Origin of the sequence: Archangium gephyra (genome assembly GCF_049060025.1) — a bacterium.
GTDB lineage: Bacteria > Myxococcota > Myxococcia > Myxococcales > Myxococcaceae > Archangium > Archangium gephyra_A.
This window is the reverse complement of the sequence record NZ_JBMEQQ010000002.1, coordinates 2545466-2566120: the sequence shown is the minus strand read 5'-3', so window position 1 is coordinate 2566120 and position 20655 is coordinate 2545466. Positions and strand designations below refer to the sequence as shown.

Sequence of the window (20655 nt, the reverse complement as noted above, 5' to 3'; positions counted from 1 at the left end):
TCGAGGATGGCTGGAGCGACGCCGACCCACCGGGCTGCCGTTCACCGTGCATCGGGCCCTCACGCAGAGGTCAGGGCCCGACGCCCTGACGCAGAGGTCCAGGGCCGCTCCCAAGGCCTCAAGAGGCGATCACGGCCGGGGCTTGTTTCTCTGCCGGCGCGATCGGCAGCTCGCAGCTCCAGCAGAAGGTGATGGCCTTGATGTTGAGATCTCCTCCGGAGCCGACCCCGGCCTGGCCCGTCAGCCCGACGAGGCGGGTGTCGAGGCTGCCCTCCATCGGGTGGACCTCGAACCGCCGGACGTCGATCCCTTCGTCCCGGCCTCCTTCCAGCACCCGGCCCTGGCTGGTGGTGAAGCGAAGCGCATTGATGAGTCCGGTCTGGTAGCCGTTGACCGAGACGATCCTTTCACCGTCGGCCAGGATCAGGGAGCTGCGTCCTCCGTCTCCCTTCGCGCCGACGCGGCCCTGGGCCACCCCGTCGATGGACAGCTCCAGCGCGTCGACCACGGTGCCCGTCCACATCGCCAGTTCGGTGATCCGGCCGCCTGTCGCGACCTGGCTGAAGGGCTCGACCTTTTGATACCAGCCGTAGGGGCCCGTGGCGTAGCTCAGGGTGGGCGAGCGCACCGGCCCCGGGACCTTCGGGTCGAAATACTCCCAAAGCTGTCCAATGGCGTTGTGGGTATCGAGCGTCAGCGCGAGCTGGTTGATGACCCGGTCGGCGTACTGACAGGTCCTCTCCTCGCGCTCCTTCTCTTCAATGTGCTCGGTATGGCCATTGTACTGATCGACCAGATAGAGGGCGGTCGAGGGCCCGAGCCGGGTGGTGATGATCTTCTGTCGACGGCCATGGAGGATCCGGTCACGGGCGTCCCCCAGCAGCTTCCGGTACAGGTCGATGGACCGCCGGATCTCGGCCGCGAGCTGCCCCCGCGTCTCCTCCGACGGCTCCTTCCCGTAATAGAAGTCGAAGTGCTCCAGGTGCTCGCGCAGGGTCGCCAGCCGCAGGCTCGCGTACGGCGCCAGGAACATGTACCGCTTTTCGGGAACCTCCTCGTTGATGAAGTAGGACTCCGTGTTGTTGACGAGATCGTACAGCGCGCGGAAATTGTCCGCCTTGAACGCGTGCTCCTCGTCCGGGGTGTCGACGTAGCGCTTCGCGGACTTGTAGAGCGATTCGAGCGTGTCGTTGAGGGACTCGTAGGTGATCTGCCAGTAGACCCCCGCGATGGCCTGGTTCAGGTAGTTCTGGTAGCTGCCCCAGACCTGGTCCCGGTTGTTGACGTCCGGCCAGAGGCCGCCAATCACGGTCCCGAGCGCCCCGCCCACGACGGGAATGAAGTTGAGGCTCGCTGCCACGGTGTTGCGGAAGACGTTGTTGACCGTCTGTGCGCTGACCGGGCCTCCGTCGGTTTCCAGGGCCGTCGTCGTGGACTGATGGCTCGAGTCGACGAACGAGGGGGGACGGTAGTCGAAGAGCTTGAAGCTGCTGATGTTGCCGCCCATGCCGTACGCATCGAGATCCTTGATCTCTGAATTCGGCCCGAAGCTGGCGCTGCGCCCCTTGAAGTCCTTGTCCTTGTAGACCACCAGCCACGAGCGGGAACCGGTCTTCAACGAATCCGGCTCATCGCCGGCCTTGTCGCCATCGGACTGCTTGTAGGCGTCCAGGTTGTTGACCGAGATGGAGCCGTCCTTGGCGTCGATTCTCAGGGTGGGATTCTCGGGAGGGTTCGGATTCCCCTCCGTGGCCAAGGTCTGGAATCCATCGTGATCCCAGAACTGCACCCAGCAACCATCGCTCATGGTTCATTCCCTTTCTTGTGACGCGTATTGACAATGAACGTGCCGCAGGACCCCGGCCAACTGATTGATCTCGAACTGTCGCGATTCAGTGTCAACCACCGGACACTCCAGCCTCGACCACGGCTCGCGCGGTCGGTCGAACTCAAGCGCTCACGGCGCGGCACGAAGCGGATACGCCGAACCTGGGTGAAGTCCCAGGGGACGACGATACCGGTCCGCCCCACGCCCCTCTACTGAAGGCCCGTGGTGCCAGCGCGACGGCAACGTGTCTGGCCCAACCACAGCGGCAGCCCGAGCGCGGGGAGTGTCAGGAGATCGAGCACGTCCGCGGTATGGGCCACCGGAGCCACCGGCGGAACGTGGGTGCCTCGCCGGAGCGCGCCGAGCGCACGCACTGGCCACTGCAGGCTCCCAAGCCCCCACTGCCATCCGCGCCCCGCCACGTCCCACACCTGGATCGCGGAGAACACCGCGCCCGTGAGGACGACGCAGGTGAGCAGCACCGGGACGGACGGCAGGAAGGGACGCTCGCGTCTCGTGGTCACCACCTCCCACAAGCCCTGCAGCAGCAGGGGAAAGAAGGCGAGGCCCGCCACGTCCGAGAGCTTCCCCGTCCACCACGAGGGGCAGTGAAGCTTGAAGACGTGGTCGTTCACCACGAGCAGCGCCACGGACGCGAACACCAGCGGATGCAGAAGACCATCCCCAGGCAGAAGACGTGGGGTGGAGCTCCGGTCTTCCACCACGGCCTACTCCTCCCTCAGCGTCACCGCGACGGTGCTCTCGTCGGGGTCCGTCCAGACGAGACGGGCGTAGGTGCTCCACGTGAGATGGAGCTCACCCGCGGTGGGGGGGCCCTGACGCTCGAGCTCGAGCACATAGGCCGCTTCGCACCGCTCCTTTCCGGTACACCCGGGGAGCGGGATGGTGCTCAGATGGCCCTCGACGCCCGGCTCGCCAAGAACCCAGAGGCTTTCGGTCACGAGCAGACCATCGCTCGCTTGAAGCACACGCGCTCGCAACCAGGGGCGGCCGTGCTCCTCGGAGTCCACTCCCCGCAGCGAAGGCTCGATGTTGAAGTCGAGGGATACGGAATGGATGTCTCCGCCCTCCTCGTTCGCGGGACGGACATCCAAGGCGATCTGGCGGCGAGCCGTGGGAGAAGAGACACCGAGCACCACGGGCGAGCCATCGAGCCCCTTCCCTGTCAGAACGGAATTCACCCCCCCGCGCTCCTCGAGCCCACAGGATAGGAGCAACACCGTGGCGGGCAGCGATTTCAAGAAGGAGGCCGTCATGGGATGGGCTCCTCTCCGCGCTCGGTGAGCGTGACGGAATAGCCCTGGGGAAGCTCGTCCTCGCCCGAGACCCGCACGGACGAGGTCGCTCTCCACTCCATCTCCACGGCGCCCTGAATCCCGCTGTCCTGGAGCACCAGCCCCCGGAGTGAACCGCGACGTCGATGTCGCGAGCGATGTCCCTTTGAACCGGGGCAAGGATGTCAAGGGGGAACCTCCTCGGGGAACTGGACGACGACCGGCTGGCCTCCGGAGCCCCATGAGGGTGACCCTCGCCGTCCATTCGGGGAGAATGGTCGAGGAGACTCGCATGCCGAAAACGATGACGCTGTCCCAGGTCATGAAGCAGCTCGAAGAGCAGGGTGACGAGAAGGTGCGCCAGCGCTACGTGCGCGATGGCGCGGGCGACAACGTCTTCGGCGTGCTGCTCGGCAAGATCCGTGGCCTCGCGGAGGCGCTCGGGACGAACCACGCGCTCGGCCTGGAGCTGTGGGCGACGGGCAATCACGAGGCGCGCATCCTCGCGTGCATGCTGCTCGCTCCCGAGGCGCTCACCGAGAAGGAGGCGCGCGCGCTCCTCGAGCCGCTCTCGAACCCGACCCTGGCCGACGAGCTCGTCGGACGCGTGCTCGTGCATGCGCCCATCGCCGAGGCGCTGCAGGTGCGGTGGATGGACGGCGGCAAGGAGCTTCCCCGCCGCGCCGGGTGGAGGCTCCTCGCCGGGCGCATCGCGCGCGGGCTCGCCAAGGACCTCGACGTCCGCGCGACGCTCACGCGCATCGAGCAGGAGTTGCCGGCCGCACCGTACCGGGTGAAGGAGGGCATCAACTTCTGCCTCGTCTGGATTGGTCTCCACCTGCCCGAGTACACCGCGGAGGCCATCGCCATCGGCGAGCGCCTCGGCCGGTGGGACCCGCGGCCGATCCCGAAGGGCTGCACGTCGAGCTACGCGCCGGAGTGGATCGCCGCGTCGCTCGCGCTGCGTCGAGGCGAGAAGACCGCGGCACGAAAGGCGATGGATGCGGCCGCGAAGGCGAAGCCTGCTTCGGCCAGGAAGAAGAGCGCCGGGAAGAAGCCCTCTGCCCCGAAGGGGGCGCGCTGACATCGCGCGCCAAGGTGGGCACGGCCTCGCGAGAGTCCTCCTGTAGGTAGGCCCCCACCTGCTGCACCGAGCACCTCCTGGAAGTCGGGCCCGCTCCATGCGAACAAGAGCCCCCGGCCACCAGCAGCCGGGGATGTCGGCGAGGAGGCCGTGTGGACGAGAAGAAGAAGTCCGAGGCGAGCGGGGAGGGACCGGAGCGGTTGGGGCCGTACCTGATTCAGGAGCAGGTGCAGCAGTCCGACGACAGCCAGGAGGAACTCTATCTGGCCACGCACGAGACGAGCGGGGCCACGGCCCTGGTGCGCAAGCACTCCGCCGAGGAGGGCGCGGCACCGCGCAAGGACTGGCGGGTGCGCCTCGGCTCCTGGGCCTCACGGGGCTACTCCGCCATGGAAGTGGAGCACACCGACTGGGCCAGGGCCCAGGACAGGCAGTCAGCGGAGTCGCTGCTGCTCACGTTGGAGGGTGTGCTCGAGGAAGTACGGCGCATGGCTCGCGTTTTCGACGACACCCACGAGTCCCGCCTCCAGTGGCGTCTGGGATTGGGCGTGGTGAGCGCCGCCACGGTATGCGCCCTGCTCTTCGCGATGGTGCGTCTGGCTTCCGTGTCCCAACCCCCGAGCGCCCCGCCAGCGCCCCTGGAGCCAACCCCCTCCATCGATAGGTTGCTCGCGGACACCACCGCCGATGAGCCATTCGTGCTCGCCCGGCCTCTGCCGAAAGAGCCCTACAAGGGGCAGAAGCGCCCTCCATGTAACCGCCACACCGAGGTGGAGCTCGTCGGCGCGTGCTGGATGCCTCACAGGCTGAAGGCCCCGTGCCCGGATTCCCTCCACGAGCACCAGGGGGATTGCTACGTGCCCGCCTTCAGCGCGAAACCACCGCCCCAGTCGCTCGGGCATTGAGTGGCGTGGGCGCCCTGGCCGTTGCCCAAGAGCTGTGCGCCACGCTGGTAGGCCGCGGATTCAGGGCATGAGCTCCTCCCGCAGGGCCGAGTCGAGCTGGGCTCCCGCGAGGAACACCTCCGCATGGCCGGTGCGCCCATGGGCCGCCGCCTCGCGTTCGTGGAAGGCCGCCAGCGTGGAGCCCACGGCCTCGGCCCCGCCGAACTGGAAGCCGATCTGCGTCCGGTAGCAGGTGCAGCCGGCCACCTTGCGCCGCAGCTCGGCCGACACGTCCACCACCAGGGGCCTCAGGTCCGCGGGCAGCGCTGAATCGGGCCGGGCTCCCGGTTGGCGCACGGCGTAGGGCGTGTCGCGGTACCACAGGGTGCGGGAATCCCAGGCTCCCAGGGACGGCATCAGCCGCGCCACCTGCACGTGGTCCACATGGCTGCCCAGGGCCTGTGGCGCCAGCACCAGGTCCGGCTTCAGCTCGGCCACCAGCGGGGCGAGCCGCTCCACCACCACCGCGCCGATGCCATCGTCCTCGCGCGGCGGAGTGAAGAGGGCCGCCGCGCTGCCATAGCCGCGATGCGGCGCCTCGGGCAGGCCGGTCCACACCAGCGTGTCCACCTCCATCAGCGCCGCGAAGTCGCGATCCTCCTCGCGGCGCATGGCCATGTAGTCCACCTCCGGAGGGAGGCCCTTGTCCGTCTGGCACGCGAGCGCGAAGCCGGTGGGGTGGGGCACCGAGCGGGTGAAGACGGTGACGAGGGCCACCGTCCACCCCCGCGCCTTCAACCGGGCCAGGGTGCCACCGCACGAGAAGGCGACGTCGTCCAGGTGGGGCGAGAGGAAGAGGGCGGTGCTCATAGCAGGTGCGGAGCCTTCCGGAAGCGGCAGGAGGGATCGGCGCTGTCCACGGTGGTGGCCGGGTCGTACAGCCGCGTCCAGCCCGTGTCGGGGCCCGTCCCGGTGATCTGGCCGTACACCTTCTGGATGTGCCGGCCCACCGCCTGCCACGAGTACAGCTCCCGCACCTCGGCCAGGGCCGTGCGCGCGAGGCGGCGGCGAAGCTCCGGATCCTCCAGCATCCGGGCGATGGCATCCGCCAGCGTGCGAGCATCCTGGGGCGGTACGAGCAGCGCGTCCCGGCCGTCCTCCAGGCAGTCCACCACGCCCACCGCCCGCGTGGAGACGATGGGCAGGCCGGTGGCCATGGCCTCCAGCAGCGTGTTGGAGAAGCCCTCCGAGTACGTGGGCGAGACGAACACGTCGCCTCGCCGGTACACCGCGGGCGCGTTCTCGTAGGAGGCATGGCCGGTGAGCTCGACGCGGCCTTCCAGCCCCAGCTCGGCCACCCGGCGGCGCACGGCCTCCAGATCCGGGCCGATGCCGGACACCACCAGCTTCAGCTCGCGGCCGTTGCGCACCAGCATCCGCATCGCGTCCAGCAGCTCCATCACGCCTTTCCGCGCGTCCACGCGGCCGTGGTAGAGCAGCACCGGAGGGTCCCCCACCGCGCCGAGCGACGGCTCGTCACGCGGGTGGAAGCGGCGCGTGTCCGTGGCGCCCGGCACGATGGTGAAGCGCTCCAGGGGCGTCCCATGGTGGCCCCGCACCTCCTCGGCGAAGGAGCGGCTGCCGATCAGCAGCGCCCCGGCGTGCCCCAGCACCGCCAGCATCGCCTGCTTGTGCGTCCCGCAGCAGGTGCCCACCCAGTGGCCGTCACCGCCCTGGATGGACACCACGTTGGGCAGTCCGAGCCGCCGGCTCGCCTCCAGCGCCGCCAGTCCGCAGGGGTAGCCGTACTGCGCGTGGAGGAGATCGAACGGCCGCCGCCGGTGCTCGCGCTCCACGGTGGCCACCATGTCCTCGACGTCCTGCTCGAAGCTGGCCGGCAGACCGGCGCCGATGCGCTGCTCGCCCAGGGACTCGCGGCCCAGCACCGTGACGCCGGGCACGTGAGGCGGAGGCCCGCCGCCGTAGACCGAGACGCCCTCCCGGTCATTGCGGTACTGGCTGACCATCGTCACGTCGTGGCCACAGTCCGCCAGCTCCCGCACCAGGTTGAGGGCGTAGACGCTCATCCCCGAGATGGCCGGGAAGAAGCGCCGGGAGATGAAGCACACCCGCAGGGAGTTCTTCCCACTCATGCCGCCACCTCAGCGTCCGAGGGCAGGTGGGCCCGCAGCCACTCGAGGGCCTGGGGCACCATGGTGTGCGCGCGGTGCGAGTCGCGCGACAGCTCGACGCACACCAGCCGGTCGAAGCGGCTCTCCACCAGCGCCCGCAGCACCGAGGTCACGTCCAGGTCTCCCTCGCCGAAGGGCAGGTGCTCGTGCACGCCGCGCTTCATGTCCTCCAGCGCCACCGTGCCCAGCACCGGCGCCAGCTCGCGCACCGCGTCCGCCGGCACCCGCTCCTGCGTCACCATCAGGTGTCCCACGTCCAGCGCCAGCCGGATGGGCGCAGCGCCCAGCCGCGCCACCTCCTCCTGCAGGCGGCGCCAGTCGTCCACCGTCTCCACCCGCATGCCCGGCTCCGGCTCCACCGCGGCCACCACGCCGCGCGACGCCGCGTAGTCGGACAGCCGGGCCACCCCGTCCACCAACCAGCCCCAGGCCGCCTCCGCGTCCACCCCGGGCCGAGGCACTCCGGCCCAGAAGGACACCGCCTCGCCCCGGCAGGTGGCGCAGATGTCCACCGCCCTCCTCAGGAAATCGAGCCGGCGCTCGCGGCCCTCCGGCTCCGGGCTGATCAGCGTGGGCTCGTGCTTGGCCCGCGGCTCCAGCAGGAAGCGCGCGCCCGTCTCCACCACCAGCCCCAGGCCGAGCCGCTCCAACTGGCCCGCCAGCACCCCCGCGCGGTGCGCCAGCCGGGACGCGAAGGGATCGAAGTGGTGGTGATCCAGCGTGAGGGCCACCCCGTCGTAGCCGCTGTCGGCGATGAGCCGCAGCGCGTCCTGGAAGCGGTGATTGGCGACGCCGTTGGTGTTGTAGGCGAAACGCAGGCTCATGACAGACCTCCCCCGAAACGGCGGCCGTGCAGCACCTGCTGCACGCTGTGGCGGCCCGGCTCGCGATAGAGCGAGTACAGGCGGCCCACGCGCTGCTCGGCCAGCCGGACGTTGAACCAGGCGGGTCCTCCCAGCCGCTCCTCGGCGGCGGGCGTCAGGAGCACCGGCCGGGCGCCCTCCGGCGGCGTGCCGAGTCCCGCCAACCCCTCCTCGCGTGCCATCAACCGGGCCACGTTCCGCTCGCCGAGGCGGGAGTAGGTCATTGTCTCCACCTCGAGCCCCGGCACGAGCACCTTGACCACGTGGATGGAGTGGTCCGCGGGAGACATGTCGGCCACGAGGATGTCGAAGCCGGCGGCGTGCAGCGGATCCACCACCTGCCGGCAGCGGACCGCCGGATTCTCGGCGACCTGGACCCGGGGGAGGTCGGCGAAGCGCACCTTGCGCTTGCACGAGACGGTGATGGCCGACAGTGCGCGCAGCGCATCCGCGGACATGCGGGCCCACTCCACCATGCCGTACAGGGCCCGAGGCTCCTCCCGGTCCACGTTCACCTGGGGAAGGAACTGCTCCAGGTAGCCGGGCGGGGCCACGCGGGCCACGTGCTCCAGCGGTCCGTGCATGAAGGCCTTGCGCGCCCGCGAGCCGGCGTACTCCAGCAGCGCCTTGCGCAGGGCGCGATTCCGGTCCGGATCGGCCGCCTCGCCGCAGGCCGTCACCATCAGGGGCTGATCGCCCACGTTCGGGTCCTTCGCCACCACGTACAGGTTCACCAGGCCGAACTCGGTGGTGGCCAGCTTGGGAATCACCTCGATGCCGAGCTGGCGGTAGCGCTCCAGCAGCGCCCGGACGTCCGGGGACAGGTCCGCCCCCTCCAGGTCGAGCACGACGCCCTGATCCATCGCGCGGAAGCACAGGCCATTGCCATCGCGCTGGAGCAGCTCGAGCAGGCCGTGGGCCATCGCCTGCTCGCGGGTGAGTCCGGCGCCCTGGCCGTTGGTGATGGGGAGGATGAGGGGCGAGCGGCCGTGGAGCTGGCTGGGATGGATGGCGACGTACTCCTCCGGCACCAGCACGCGCTCGCCGGTGGACAGCCGCCGCATCTCCACCCAGGTGAGCAGCATGTCCGGGTGGTAGGGGCTGCCGGCCGGCAGGCTCAGCGTGAGCGGATCCGCCACGCCGGCGTTGCCCCGCATGCGCACCAGCTCGTTGTAGCTGCCGTGGAAGCGGGGGAGGGTCATCAGGGTCCGCTCGGAGAAGACCTCCTCGGCCAGCTCGCCAATGGCGCTGACCATGCCCTCCTCCTCGGTGGCGCCGTACCCGTGGGAGGTGATCCACGGCCCGTCCTTCATGCGCAGGCTGGAGGCCACCACCGGGATGCCGACGCGATCGATGGCGTCGTCCCGGAACAGCAGCAGCTCTCCGGGCGGCATGGCCCGGGCGTAGGCGTCTCGTGCTGCTTTCAGACTCATGACAGCTCCTCCATGGGAATGGGCCGGGTGTGCGGCATGCCGGCGAGCAACCGATCGAACAGGGCCAGCGCGTGCGCGCGGGTGACACCGCGCGCGAACTCGAAGGGGGTAAAGACGTTCTCGAAGGGAAGCCACTCGAGCACCGCGCGGTAGCGGCGCAGCTCGCCGTGGCTCAGGGGGATGGCGGCATGGAAGCCCTTGTGACTCGAGAGCGCCACCGGCCGGCCCCGGGCGTCCAGCTCCACCTTGAGGACGTCTCCGCAGAAGAGCGAGCGCGTGCGCGCGTCGTACATCACGCACTGGCCCTCGTAGTGGCCGCCCACGCAGTGAAGGGTGAGCCCGGGGGCCAGCTCGTGCTCGTCGTCCACGGGCCAGCGCACCTGGAAGGCCTTGGTGTAGGGCACCGCGTCGCGGTGGAGCACCAGCAGCGGATCGAACCGCTCCTGCAACTGCCACAGCGCGCCGAAGCCGTGCGGGTGCGAGGCGGACAGCACCTGGATGCCCCCCAGCGAGGCGAGGTGCTCCAGCGCCCGCCGCGAGTACCAGGGGGCACCCTCGAAGGCCACGTTGCCCTCGGGCCGCCGCAGCAGCCAGCCGGTACCGCCCAACCCGAAGGGCGGCGTGCAGTGGAAGCCGAGCACTCCCGGCAGCGCCTCGTACCAGGAGGTCTCCAGCGTCTCCGCCACCTGGGCGGCGGAGCGGAACTCCCAGCCGTTCTCCGGCAGGGCGTTGCGCACGTCCATGCAGATGGGACAGTGCGGCGGGCGCTCGTGGGAGAACCACGGTTGCCAGGAGCCGCAGTTGCAGCAGGCGTAGCGGCTCAATGGCATGACGCGTCCTCCCAGGAGCGGGGGGCACACGCCTGGCTCAGCAGGGAGAGCAGGCGCACGTCCCGCTCGGGAGCGAAGGGGTAGGGGCGGCCCTCCAGCACGCAGGAGGAGAAGGCCTCCGCCTGGTGGAGGAAGGGGCTCCGGTCCTCTTCGGGGGAGAGGGGCACCCCCGTCTCCACGCCGGTGGCCGCGTCCGTGAGCGTCAGCGAGCCTCCCGGCGTCTGGCCCATCGTCTTGTAGGCCAGCGCGCGGGCCCGGGTGCCGATCAGCTCCAGGGTGCGGCGCGGGTAGTTGTCCGGGCAGTTGTAGGCCACCTGGAGCAGCCCCAGGGCGCCGCCGCGGAACCTCCCCATGAGGATGGCGCCGTCATCCACCGGGTAGTCGTGTACGCGCCGCTGCATCAGGGCCGTGAGGGACGTCCACTCGTCCTCCAGCAGCACCTCCAGCAGATCGATTCCATGGGGCGCCAGATCGATCATCGCGCCGCCTCCGGCCTGGTGCGGATCGATGCGCCAGTTGCGCGGCGCCCAGTCGCGCGGCAGCCAGCAGGCGTAGTGGATGCGCGCCTGGGTGATGGTGCCGAGCACGCCCTCGCGCACCAGGGTGCGCAGCTTGCGGTGGGCGGCGTGGTGGCGCTGGTCGAACGCGGTGGCGTACTGGACGCCCGCGCGCCGGCACGCCTCCACCATGCGAGTCCCTTCCTCGGGACGGATGGCCATGGGCTTCTCGCACAGCACGTGCTTGCCGGCGGCGGCGCAGGCCACTGTCACCTTCTCGTGCACGTGGTTGGGCGTGGCCACGTAGACGGCCTCCACCTCCGGATTCGCCAGCAGCTCCTCCAGCCGCGTGTACCGGGCCGCGCCGTCACCGGGCATGCGCGCCAGCGACTCCGGGTCCGGATCGCACAGGGCCACCAGCCGGGCATTGCCCGCCTCCAACAAGGCCGGTGCCACGTAGTCGCGGGCCACCCAGCCACAGCCCACGATGGCCCATCCGAGCCGCCGCGAGCGATGGAACGCTCGTTCCATGAGGACACCTCTCCCAGGACTGTCGTTTTCCACGGCGGCCGCGGTCAGGCCTGAATGCCCGCCGCGGCCAGCACCGCGTTCTCGTAGGACTGCATGGGCCCGTCGTGGACCAGCTCCAGGTCCTCCAGCGCATGGCGGAGGGTGAAGCCAGCGGCACGGGCGTGGAAATCCATCTCCAACACCCGGTCCAGCACGTCGGCGGCGTGGAAGGCGCGGGCCTCCGGCGTGCCGGTGTGTGGAAGCACGCGCCGGGCTTCCCGGATGCGCGCGGCCGGTCCCGCGGGCAGCGTGGCCAGCACCTCCTCGGTGAGCCGCTCCGCCATGGGCCCCACCGCGTCACCGAGCAGCACGTCTCCGGCGTAGCCCGCGTCCGGCAGCACCACGTTGAAGAGGTGGTGGCTCAACCCCGCCACGAAGGGCTGAGCGGGGCTGGCGCCGAAGAGAGGGGCCACGAGCACCGCCCCGACGGCGACGGCGTAGCAGTGGTCCGCGTGGCTCTCCGCGGGCTCCAGGAGGATGCGGGGACGGCCGGGGAGCGTGGCCCCGGCGCGTGGCTGGCGCACCAGCCGCTCCACGAAGGGGGGAGGGGCGGTGTCCTCGGTGCCGAGCGGCTCCGCGAGCGCGGCGTGCAGCCGCTCCCGGAGGCCCGGCTCCAGGGGACCGGCCGCCGCATCCAGCGCGCGGTGGAGGAGCCTCCAACGCGCGAGGAGACGGCAGACCGGCCCGGTGGAGGACCTCGGCGTCGATGCCTCCGAGCCGTACCGCGACCAGGGCGAGCGCTGTCTCGCGCAGCGCCAGGGCCTCGGGATCGGCACCCGCGACGAGCGCCGCCCAGGCCCGCCGGAATCCTCGCGCCGCCAGGCCGTCCAGGTGGTCGGCGGTGCGGACCCGCTTGAGGTCCATCAGCTCCCCCAACAGCGGGCGCAGCGTGGCCAGGCGGTCCGGGACCGTGGCCGTGTCCGGAACGGAGGCATTCATGGGCTAGCCCCGGAGCAGCTCGTTGCCGACGACGGGCCGCACACTCCCGGCGGACAGCCATTTCATGAGGCGCCGCTGCTGCTCGGGCATGGCGTGCTCGGGCGTGCGGCCGTCCTGCGTCATGGGCGCCTTGAAGAAGCAACCCAGGGCCTCGACGACTCCGCCCTCGCCGCGGCGCTTGGCCAGGTCCAGCGTGCGCGCCAGCTCCACCACCAGCGGCGCGGCCAGGATGGAGTCCTTGCACAGGAAGTTGATCTTGAGCTGCATGGGCTGGCCGAGGAAGCCGAGGACGTCGATGTTGTCCCACGCCTCCTTGTTGTCGCCGCGCGGCCGGTAGTACTGGATTTGAACGATGTGATCCTGGACCTTGTAGCCGAGGATGCTGTCCAGCACGGCACCCTTGGTGTCGATCTTCGAGGCCTTCGAGGCCGGATCGTTGAGGGCCTCGCCGTCCCGGTTGCCCAGGATGTTGGTGGAGTACCAGCCGGACACGTACAGCGCGCGATCCCTCAGGGCCGGAGCCAGCACCGTCTTGAGCAGCGTCTGGCCCGTCTTCCCATCCTTGCCCGCCACGGGCGCGCCGTTGCGCCGCGCCAGCTCCAGCAGCGCCGGCACGTCGGCGGCGACGCTCGGCGTGAAGTTGGCGAAGGGGATGCCTCGCGAGACGGCCGCGTAGGCGTAGAGCATGGCCGGGCTGATCTCCGGATCATTGATGTCGAGCGCCGCCTCGAAGGCCTCCGGCGTGGCGAACTGCGGCAGGGCCGTGTTCACCGGACGCTCGGTCGAGGCGCAGTTGATCATCACCACCCGGTCCAACTGCTGCTCGCGCTGGAAGCGCTCCAGGTCCTGATGGATGGCCTCCACCTGCGCACGCAGCCCGCTCATCTTCTTGTTGGATGAGCCCACCATGTTGCGGCAGAAGTTCCGGTTGGACACGGCGGGCCAGGGCCGCAGCTTCGACAGCACGGGCTCCACCGCCTGGAACTGGCTGTCGGTCAACACGCCATGCGTGCGCGCGGCCTTGGCCAGATCATCATCGTACAGATCCCAGCCCCCGAAGGTCAGGGCCCCGTAGTCCACCAGACCCGTGCCCTTCACTCCGGCCAGCGGCAGGCCCGTGGTGTCCACCACGCCCCGCTTGAGCAGCTCCATTCCCGCGATAGCGGTGGTCGCCACGGCCCCACCCATCCCCACGACCGCAATCCCCAGACGATCCCCGTACATGCCTGACGACTCCCCTCACGTGTGACGCGTGTCGGGCTCGCGCTCTCTCGAACCCACACAATGAGTCATCATGGGACAAAGCCTATTCAAGGCCGGAAAAGCCGAATGTCCCGAAGGACGAGACTGGCGTCCGGAGGATGAAAAAGAGCCCGCCGCGAACGGGTTTCGCGGCGGGCTCCGGAAGGTGCGAGGGATTGGACGGATTAGAGCGTGCGCGCCTTCCACCGGCCACGCCGGAAGAAGACGGCGCTCAGCGTGCCGAGCGCGCAATAGCCGAAGGCGATGGCCAGGAAGACGCCGGAAGGGCCGAGCCCCAGCGTCTTGGAGAGGAAGTAGGCCAGGGGCAGCTGCAGCAGCCAGGAGCAGAGCAGGTTGATGAGGGTGGGCGTGGTGGTGTCCCCCGCGCCATTGAAGGCATGCGGGAGGACCGTCCCAAAGGCGTAGAAGATCATGCTGCAGCTCACGATTCGCAGGCAGCGCGTGGCGTGCAGGACCACGTCGGCCTCCGTGGTGAAGGCCCGCACGAGCGGCTCGGCGAACACCAGGAAGCCGAGGGCCATCGCCCCCAGCAGGAACAGGGTATGAAAGCTGGCCCGCCAAGCCGCGAGCTCGGCCCGCTCCGGATCCCTGGCGCCCAGGCTCTGGCCCACCAGCGTGCCCGCGGCGTGGCTCAGGCCCCACGAGGGCTGCTGGGCGAAGAGGAGGATGCGCATGGCGATGGTGTAGCCGGCCATCGCCGCGCTGCCGAAGCTGGAGACGAGCCGCATCAACACCAGCCAGCTGGACATGACGAGCAGGGATTGGAGGAGGGCACTGCCCGACAGCCGCAGCAGGGCGAGCAGGGTGGCGGGTTCCAGCCGCAGGTGTCGGCGCCGGATGACGAGCCGGCCGCCGCCGCGCATCAGCCCGTGGACCTGGTAGAGCACGCCCACCGAGCGCCCGAAGGTGGTGGCCACCGCCGCGCCGAGCACCCCCAGCTCGGGCAGCGGGCCCACGCCGAAGATGAGGCAGGGGGCGAGCACGATGTTGATGGCGTTGGCCAGCCACAACGCGCGCATGGAGGTGGCGGCGTCTCCGGCACCCCGGAGGATGGCGCTGATGAGGAACAGCAGCGTGATGACGAGCGTGCTGCCCAGCATCACCCGCGTGTAGGCCGCGCCGTGCTCCACCACCCAGGGCGAGGCCCCGAGCACCGAGAGCAGCGGGCGCGCGAACAGGATGCCTCCCACCGCCACGGGCAGCGCCAGCAACAGTCCGAGCCACAGGGCCTGCATGGCCGCGCTCGCCGCGCGCTCGGGATCCTTTTCACCGATGCGCCGGGACACCAGGGCCGTGGCTCCGATGGACAGGCCCATGGGCAGCGTCTGGATGCACGTGAGGATGGACTCGGTCATGCCCACGGTGGCCACGGCCTCCGCGCCCAGCCGCGAGACGAAGAAGACGTCCACCAGGGCGAAGATGGACTCCATCACCATCTCCAGCACCATGGGCACCGACAGCAGCAACAGGGCGCGATCCACGGAGCCGGTGGTGAGGTCGTGCTTGACGCCGCGCACGGCATCCCACAGCACGGGAAGCCATCCCTTGCCTTCCTCGATGGAAGGGGAGGAGGCGGGCGTGAGGAACTCAGGTGTGGTGGGCTGCGACATGGAATGAAAAGCGGCTCGCTCCGAACCCGGGTAGGGGACGCCAGGGAACGGGTACAGCCGCGTTCTTCATCCACCCCCCGGCGAGGCCCGCCTGGCAGCCAGGGTGGGAGGCCGCCAGGACGGGGCACCTGCCCCCGGCGTCAGGGCGACTGGATGATGATGTCGTCCACGTACACGCCGTCGAAGTGCTTGGTGTTGTTGGACTCGAAGCGGAAGCGGAGGCGCAGCGTCGAGCGGCCCGAGAGCGGCAGGTTCAGCGAGCGCACCGCCCACGACAGGTTGCCCGTGTAGGGCCTGGCCGTGAGCGGCGTCCAGGCGCCTCCGTCGAGGCTCACGTCCACGTAGACGAAGTCCTTAGCCCATGACATCCAGGGTTCTACGCCGTCCGCCTGGCCACGACGAGCCACGTCACTCCGCCGAGCTGCACCTTCCCGCCCGTCCGGTAGGGCTCGCATTCGCGGACCACATCCTCTTCCCAGGCCCGCTGCTCCTCCGGCGGCAACTCGGCCGCGAGCTTCGCCACGGGGCCTCCGAACGAGCGAATCCAACGCACGATGCCCGAACCATCCTCGGCTTCCACCACGGGGATGTGCATCGACTCGACGTGCTCTGCCGTGAACCCGCCGCGCGCCAACACCGTGCGCAGGTGCTCGGGGTCGGAGAAGCGGAACACCCCCGGGGCATCGGGCTCGACGGGGGGCAGCGGCCGGTAGCGGGCCATGGTCCTGCGCGGCAGGGACGCGTACTCGACCTGCTCGGGCCCCGCCCAGGTCGCGCACACCAGGAGTCTGGAAGGGTGGAGTGCCCGCCACATCCGCTCGAGCGCGCGCTCGGGCCGGGGCATGGCCATCAACCCCCAGCGCACGGTGGCCGCATCGAAGGACTGCTCGGGCAGCTCGAGCGTCTCCGCATCCGCGGCACGGAACTCGATGTTCGTGAGGGCCAGCGCCCGTGCCTGCTCCCGCGCGGCGTCGAGCATGCCGTCGACCAGGTCCGTTCCCAGCACGAAGCCGGAGGGGCCCACCCGTTGCGCGGCGCGCAGGGACGGCTCGCCCATGCCCGAGGCCACATCGAGCACCCTCATGCCCGGCTGGAGGCAGGCGAGGTCCAGCATCCGCTCGCTGACGGACGCCGTGAGACGGGACTCCATGTCGTGGTAGCGGCGGACCAGCGCGACACGCTCGGCCCAGATGGTCTGCGGCGGCGGGGCGGGGGTTGTCATGGGAGTCGCCAGGCGGTGAGGGGACATGAAGCGGAAGGCTCCCACGGACTTCCGTGGAGCCTCCGCTGGACGGGTGCCGGGCTACAGCTTCGCGAGGGCCGCGTCGTAGTCCGGCTCCTGGCCGATCTCGGGCACCTGCTCGGTGTGGAGGATCTTGCCGTTCTCATCGAGCACGACGACCGCGCGCGAGTAGAGGCCGGCGAGGCCCCCGTCCTGGATGGTCACGCCGTACTGCTTGCCGAAGTCGCCGCGGAAGCCGGAGAAGGTGAGCGCCTTCTCGATGCCCTCGGCGCCGCAGAAGCGCTTGAGGGCGAACGGCAGGTCCATCGAGACGTTGATGACGGTGACGTCGGGCTTCTCGGTCGCGCGCTTGTTGAAGGTGCGCACGGACGTCGCGCAGACCCCGGTGTCGATGCTGGGGAAGATGTTGAGCACGCGCTTGCCCGGAATGGACGAGAGCTTCTTGTCGGCGAGGTCGACGCCGGTGAGCGTGGCGTCCGGCGCCTGGGTGCCCACGGCGGGCAGGTTGCCCCCGGTCTGGACCGGGTTTCCCTTCAGGGTGATCTTGGCCATGAGTGCGTCTCCTTCGAGGTGGAGGGGGTTACGGCTTGGAGGGTTCGGGCCACAAGGTCGCGGAATCGATGTTCTTGACCGCCACGAGGCTCTTCTTCGTCCGGGGATCGAACACATGGGCCGAGCGCGTCTCTCCCAGGACGAAGACGAGCAGCATCCCACCGCGCACCTGGAAGCCGAGGCGCTCGCCCGGTCTGGCCGTCAGCCCCTCGAGCTCCACCAGCTTCCCGTCTTGTTCCCAGCGCACCGGGACGGAGGGGTAGCGGGAGTCGTCTTCCGGATCCTGGGCGGTCCAGTAGTACAGCGCCCCTCCTGGCGTGGGCAGGGCCATCCAATTGCCAACCATCGCCTGCTTCTGCCCCGGCAGGGCGGCGTCCAGCTTCTTCGCGGCGGCCTCCGGGGCCTCTTGTCCGGGCAGGTCTCCGAACAGGGAGAGCGTCTGGTCGGGCAGCGCCTTGGCGGCGTCGAGCACGTTGACTCCGGCGCTTCCCTCCGACTCGAAGGAGGCCGGCTTCGACTCGATGCGCTTCCAGTCCGCCCCCTCCTGCTGGAACGCGAGCGCCTGCCCCCGCGTGCCCTCGTCCTCCACCGGGACGTCGGAGACGAGCGCCAGCAGGCGGCCCTGGGCATCGAAGGCCACCTTGTGGATGCGCGGCGTGTCGGAGCCCTGTCCTCCCAGCAGGGTGAGCAGCCCCTTCAGGTCCACCGGCTTGACGCTCTTCGCGGGAAAGTCCACCCGCCAGACGCGTGGCTGGGTGCGATCTCCCATGGCGGGGTTGAACACCAGCCCCGCGGTGCCATCCGGGCTCCAGGAAAGCTGGGACTCGTCACACGCCGCATCGAAGGCGAAGACGGTGGGTTCACCGGAGGGCAGTGGTTGCCGCACCCACTCGCAACGTTGGGCGTCCACGGGCTTGAGATACGAGAGCGCGGACCCGGACGCGGGCGCCGGGGGAGGCGCCTTGTTGGCAGCGGGCGCGGTGGTGGCACCCGGGGCCGTGGCGGCGGGAGCGGGAGGGTTCGACTTGCAACCCGCCAGGACAAGGACGGCGGCGAGCAACGGACGAGACCAGCGAAGCAGGGGCATGGAACTCCTGGGCCTCCGGAGGGAAAGGGCCGGGGAGACTAACACGCACGGTGCCGGTCAGAAGGGGCTCTCGCGAGCGGACACCCCCTGTTGGATCCTCCTGTGCGAATGCGCGAGAATGGAGGTTGCAGAGCGAGCAGCGAAGGAGGCGAAGCACATGTCCAAGAAATGGAGGGTCGCCAAGGCCCTGGAGCAACTCCTGGCGGAGTTGAACAGCCATGCTCCCAAGCGCAGCACGCTGAGTGACGGAGCCATTGGAGACGCTGCTCACGCCTCGCGGAAGAGCGACCACAACCCCTGGGTCGACGATGGGGGCTTGGGAGTCGTGACCGCGCGCGACTTCACGCATGATCCCGCGCATGGCGCGGACATGGACAAGATCGTGGCGCACCTGGTCAAGCGCCGCGACCCTCGGATCAAATACATCATCTGGAATTGGAAGATATGGCGGTCCTACGACAAGCTGGGCGTCAGCGCGTGGACTCCCATCCCCTACGACGGCACGAATGGGCATACGAAGCACGCCCACATCTCCGTGAATTCCGACAAGGCCTCGTACGATTCGACGGCGACGTGGGGGCTGTCGAAGGGGATGGTCGTCGTCAAGGACGTGGGCGTTTCCAAGGACCAGAGCAACAACACCCCCCATGGTGGGCAGAAGACGGCGTCCAGGTTCGAGAAGTACAAGGAAGGCGTCGAACCGGGGGCCCGTATCATCAAGGAGGGCAGCGCGGGCAATGACGTCAAATGGGTCCAGGACGCGCTGGGCGTGCGTGCCGATGGCTACTTCGGCGCCATCACGGAAGCGACGGTCATCCACTGGCAGAAGTCACAGAAGCTGACGCCGGATGGAATCGTGGGTCCCATGACTTGGAAGGCGCTCAAGGCCTTCATGGCCCCGAAGACTCCGAAAAAGCCGGTCCAGCAGCGCCCGATCGAGCAGCAGCCCGCCCAGGTGAGCCACATCGGGTTCGTCAAGAATGGCCGCACCTTCCCCAGCCAGGATGGCTACCCCGTCTATGCCCAGGGCTATGACGAGACCACCGGCCGCAGCGAGGACTGGAGCAGCATCGTCATCGCCAGTCAGTCCGGGAGGACCGTCAGCGCCATTGGCTGTGCCATGACGGCCGTCACCATGGCGCTCAGCGGCATCACCGGTAAGACGATCACCCCGGACGAGATGGCCACGTTCATGAAGAGCAAGAACGGCTTCGGGCCCGGAGGCGACATCCTGTCGTGGGACCTGATGGGGACGCTGGTCACTCCGCAGGTGGATCTCTTCCGCCACACCGGCTTCACGGCGGACAAGATCGACCAGGAGCTCGCCGCCGGCCGGCCGGTGATCGTCCACGTCGACTACGTCACCAAGAACAGCGCGGGGAAGCGGGAAGGAAAATACGATGGGACGGGCGACCACTGGTTCCTCGTCACGGGCCGCACCGCGGACAAGCAGTACCGGGCAAGCGATCCCGCCCTCGGCAGGATGATCACGCTGCACCGGATGGCGGATGGCAGGCTCGAGGCCGACGTCGCCAGCAAGTACGGAACGAAGTACCGCACGGTCGGCAATGCCGTCACCTTCAGCCGGGGCCCCGCGGCCCGTGTGGCGGACAACAAGAGCCCGGGCATCACCCCGAAAACCAACGGGACCTCGTCCACGAAGATCGTCGTCCTCAAGCCCGCGCAAGACAAGAAGGGAGGCAAGGTCCCCGCCAATTCGCCCCTGCCCGCCTTCGCGGGCGCGGACCGCGCGGGGACGGTGAAGGCCATCCACGCCGAGTGCCTCCGGCAGGGCGTGACGATGGTGGAGCAGATCGCCTACGTCCTCGCCACCGTGGAGCTGGAGACGCGCCACTTCCAGCCCGTCAAGGAGGCGGACTACCTGGGCGCGAAGGCCGAGGCGTACCGCAGGAAGAATCTGCGCTACTACCCCTACTACGGGCGTGGCTACGTGCAGCTCACGTGGAAGGAGAACTACGAGAAATACACCAAGCTCCTGGGCGCGGACCTGGTGAACAATCCGGACCTCGCCTTGCGGCCGGACGTGGCGCTCTTCGTGCTGGTGCATGGCATGAAGAAAGGCATCTTCACGGGCGCGTCGCTCTCCACCTATATCAATGCCTCGCGCGTCGATTTCCGCGGGGCCCGTGCCATCATCAACGGCTCGGACAGGGCCGATGAGGGCGCGGGGTATGCCCGCCAGTGGCTGAGCGCCCTGAAGATGAAGAAGGTGAGCTGAGCTGGATGGAGCCCAGGTGCTCCGAAGGTCCCCGTGCACGGCGCGCGGGGACCTTCCTGGAGCTCCGGCTTCAGCCCACCGCTACACGCAGGCGACGATGCCGCACGAGCAGATCGTCCGCGGACAGTCGAGGACCGTGGGCGCGGCGCAGCGGAGGGTGTCGACGGAGTAGTCCGCGGGCCGCTTCCCGCCGGAGATGCCGACCAGCTCGTCCTCCTCGAGCAAGGCATTGGTGACGCGCGACAG

Annotated in this window: 20 protein-coding genes; 3 read left to right on the top strand and 17 right to left on the bottom strand. The window is 69.4% G+C overall.

Annotated elements, in window-relative coordinates; translation table 11 throughout:
* Positions 1-118: 118 nt before the first annotated feature.
* The 3 genes from ACN28I_RS11025 to ACN28I_RS11015 all read right to left on the bottom strand — a co-directional run bounded on the left by ACN28I_RS11025 (position 119) and on the right by ACN28I_RS11015 (position 3105).
* Entirely contained in the window at positions 119-1807 is a 1689-nt protein-coding gene (locus tag ACN28I_RS11025; RefSeq protein ID WP_420942024.1) for a jacalin-like lectin, read from the bottom strand.
* Positions 1808-2037: 230 nt separating this feature from the next.
* A complete protein-coding gene (locus ACN28I_RS11020) occupies positions 2038-2490 on the bottom strand; it encodes a hypothetical protein (RefSeq protein WP_420942023.1) in 453 nt (150 codons plus the stop codon).
* Between the two features lie 66 nt (positions 2491-2556).
* Entirely contained in the window at positions 2557-3105 is a 549-nt protein-coding gene (locus ACN28I_RS11015; protein WP_420942022.1) for a hypothetical protein, read from the bottom strand.
* A 310-nt stretch (positions 3106-3415) separates the two neighbouring features.
* Between ACN28I_RS11015 and ACN28I_RS11010 the strand changes: the two genes are divergently transcribed.
* Together ACN28I_RS11010 and ACN28I_RS11005 are read left to right on the top strand one after the other, a co-directional pair.
* Positions 3416-4207, top strand: coding sequence for a DNA alkylation repair protein (locus tag ACN28I_RS11010; protein ID WP_420942021.1), 792 nt, complete (start codon positions 3416-3418; stop codon positions 4205-4207).
* Positions 4208-4359: 152 nt separating this feature from the next.
* Positions 4360-5112 (top strand): hypothetical protein, encoded by a 753-nt coding sequence (locus tag ACN28I_RS11005; protein WP_420942020.1) that lies wholly within the window; start codon positions 4360-4362, stop codon positions 5110-5112.
* 60 nt (positions 5113-5172) lie between these two features.
* Here ACN28I_RS11005 and ACN28I_RS11000 read toward each other — a convergent pair whose 3' ends face one another.
* The 13 genes from ACN28I_RS11000 to ACN28I_RS10940 form a co-directional block, all read right to left on the bottom strand.
* Positions 5173-5961, bottom strand: coding sequence for a PIG-L deacetylase family protein (locus ACN28I_RS11000; protein WP_420942019.1), 789 nt, complete (start codon positions 5959-5961; stop codon positions 5173-5175).
* A complete protein-coding gene (locus ACN28I_RS10995) occupies positions 5958-7244 on the bottom strand; it encodes a glycosyltransferase family 4 protein (protein WP_420942018.1) in 1287 nt (428 codons plus the stop codon). The genes ACN28I_RS11000 and ACN28I_RS10995 overlap by 4 nt, the downstream gene beginning before the upstream one ends.
* Positions 7241-8107 carry a sugar phosphate isomerase/epimerase family protein gene (locus ACN28I_RS10990; protein WP_420942017.1) on the bottom strand — a complete coding sequence of 289 codons (867 nt, stop codon included), beginning with the start codon at positions 8105-8107 and terminating at the stop codon, positions 7241-7243. The genes ACN28I_RS10995 and ACN28I_RS10990 overlap by 4 nt, the downstream gene beginning before the upstream one ends.
* On the bottom strand, positions 8104-9579 hold the full coding sequence (locus tag ACN28I_RS10985; RefSeq protein ID WP_420942016.1) for a YcaO-like family protein: 1476 nt from the start codon (positions 9577-9579) through the stop codon (positions 8104-8106). Before ACN28I_RS10985 ends, ACN28I_RS10990 begins: the two co-directional genes overlap by 4 nt.
* A complete protein-coding gene (locus tag ACN28I_RS10980; RefSeq protein WP_420942015.1) occupies positions 9576-10409 on the bottom strand; it encodes a hypothetical protein in 834 nt (277 codons plus the stop codon). Before ACN28I_RS10980 ends, ACN28I_RS10985 begins: the two co-directional genes overlap by 4 nt.
* Positions 10400-11437 (bottom strand): Gfo/Idh/MocA family protein, encoded by a 1038-nt coding sequence (locus ACN28I_RS10975; protein WP_420942014.1) that lies wholly within the window; start codon positions 11435-11437, stop codon positions 10400-10402. The genes ACN28I_RS10980 and ACN28I_RS10975 overlap by 10 nt, the downstream gene beginning before the upstream one ends.
* Positions 11438-11481: 44 nt before the next feature.
* Positions 11482-12252: a hypothetical protein gene (locus ACN28I_RS10970; protein ID WP_420942013.1), complete on the bottom strand. Its 771-nt coding sequence runs from the start codon at positions 12250-12252 to the stop codon at positions 11482-11484.
* 166 nt (positions 12253-12418) lie between these two features.
* Complete coding sequence (locus tag ACN28I_RS10965) at positions 12419-13591, bottom strand: inositol-3-phosphate synthase (RefSeq protein WP_420942012.1); 1173 nt, start codon at positions 13589-13591, stop codon at positions 12419-12421.
* Positions 13592-13842: 251 nt separating this feature from the next.
* The gene (locus ACN28I_RS10960) at positions 13843-15288 is read right to left on the bottom strand and encodes an MATE family efflux transporter (protein ID WP_420942011.1); all 1446 of its coding nucleotides are present in this window, start codon (positions 15286-15288) and stop codon (positions 13843-13845) included.
* Between the two features lie 140 nt (positions 15289-15428).
* Positions 15429-15656, bottom strand: coding sequence for a hypothetical protein (locus tag ACN28I_RS10955; protein ID WP_420942010.1), 228 nt, complete (start codon positions 15654-15656; stop codon positions 15429-15431).
* An 8-nt stretch (positions 15657-15664) separates the two neighbouring features.
* Positions 15665-16510, bottom strand: coding sequence for a class I SAM-dependent methyltransferase (locus ACN28I_RS10950; RefSeq protein ID WP_420942009.1), 846 nt, complete (start codon positions 16508-16510; stop codon positions 15665-15667).
* Between the two features lie 81 nt (positions 16511-16591).
* Complete coding sequence (tpx, locus tag ACN28I_RS10945) at positions 16592-17083, bottom strand: thiol peroxidase (protein ID WP_420942008.1); 492 nt, start codon at positions 17081-17083, stop codon at positions 16592-16594.
* Between the two features lie 28 nt (positions 17084-17111).
* On the bottom strand, positions 17112-18170 hold the full coding sequence (locus ACN28I_RS10940; protein ID WP_420942007.1) for a hypothetical protein: 1059 nt from the start codon (positions 18168-18170) through the stop codon (positions 17112-17114).
* A gap of 157 nt (positions 18171-18327) precedes the next feature.
* On the opposite strand from ACN28I_RS10940, the gene ACN28I_RS10935 reads away from it, so the two are divergent.
* Positions 18328-20409 carry a peptidoglycan-binding protein gene (locus tag ACN28I_RS10935; RefSeq protein WP_420942006.1) on the top strand — a complete coding sequence of 694 codons (2082 nt, stop codon included), beginning with the start codon at positions 18328-18330 and terminating at the stop codon, positions 20407-20409.
* Between the two features lie 81 nt (positions 20410-20490).
* On the opposite strand, the gene ACN28I_RS10930 is transcribed toward ACN28I_RS10935, so the two are convergent.
* Positions 20491-20634 carry a hypothetical protein gene (locus tag ACN28I_RS10930; protein ID WP_420942005.1) on the bottom strand — a complete coding sequence of 48 codons (144 nt, stop codon included), beginning with the start codon at positions 20632-20634 and terminating at the stop codon, positions 20491-20493.
* Positions 20635-20655 lie beyond the last annotated feature (21 nt).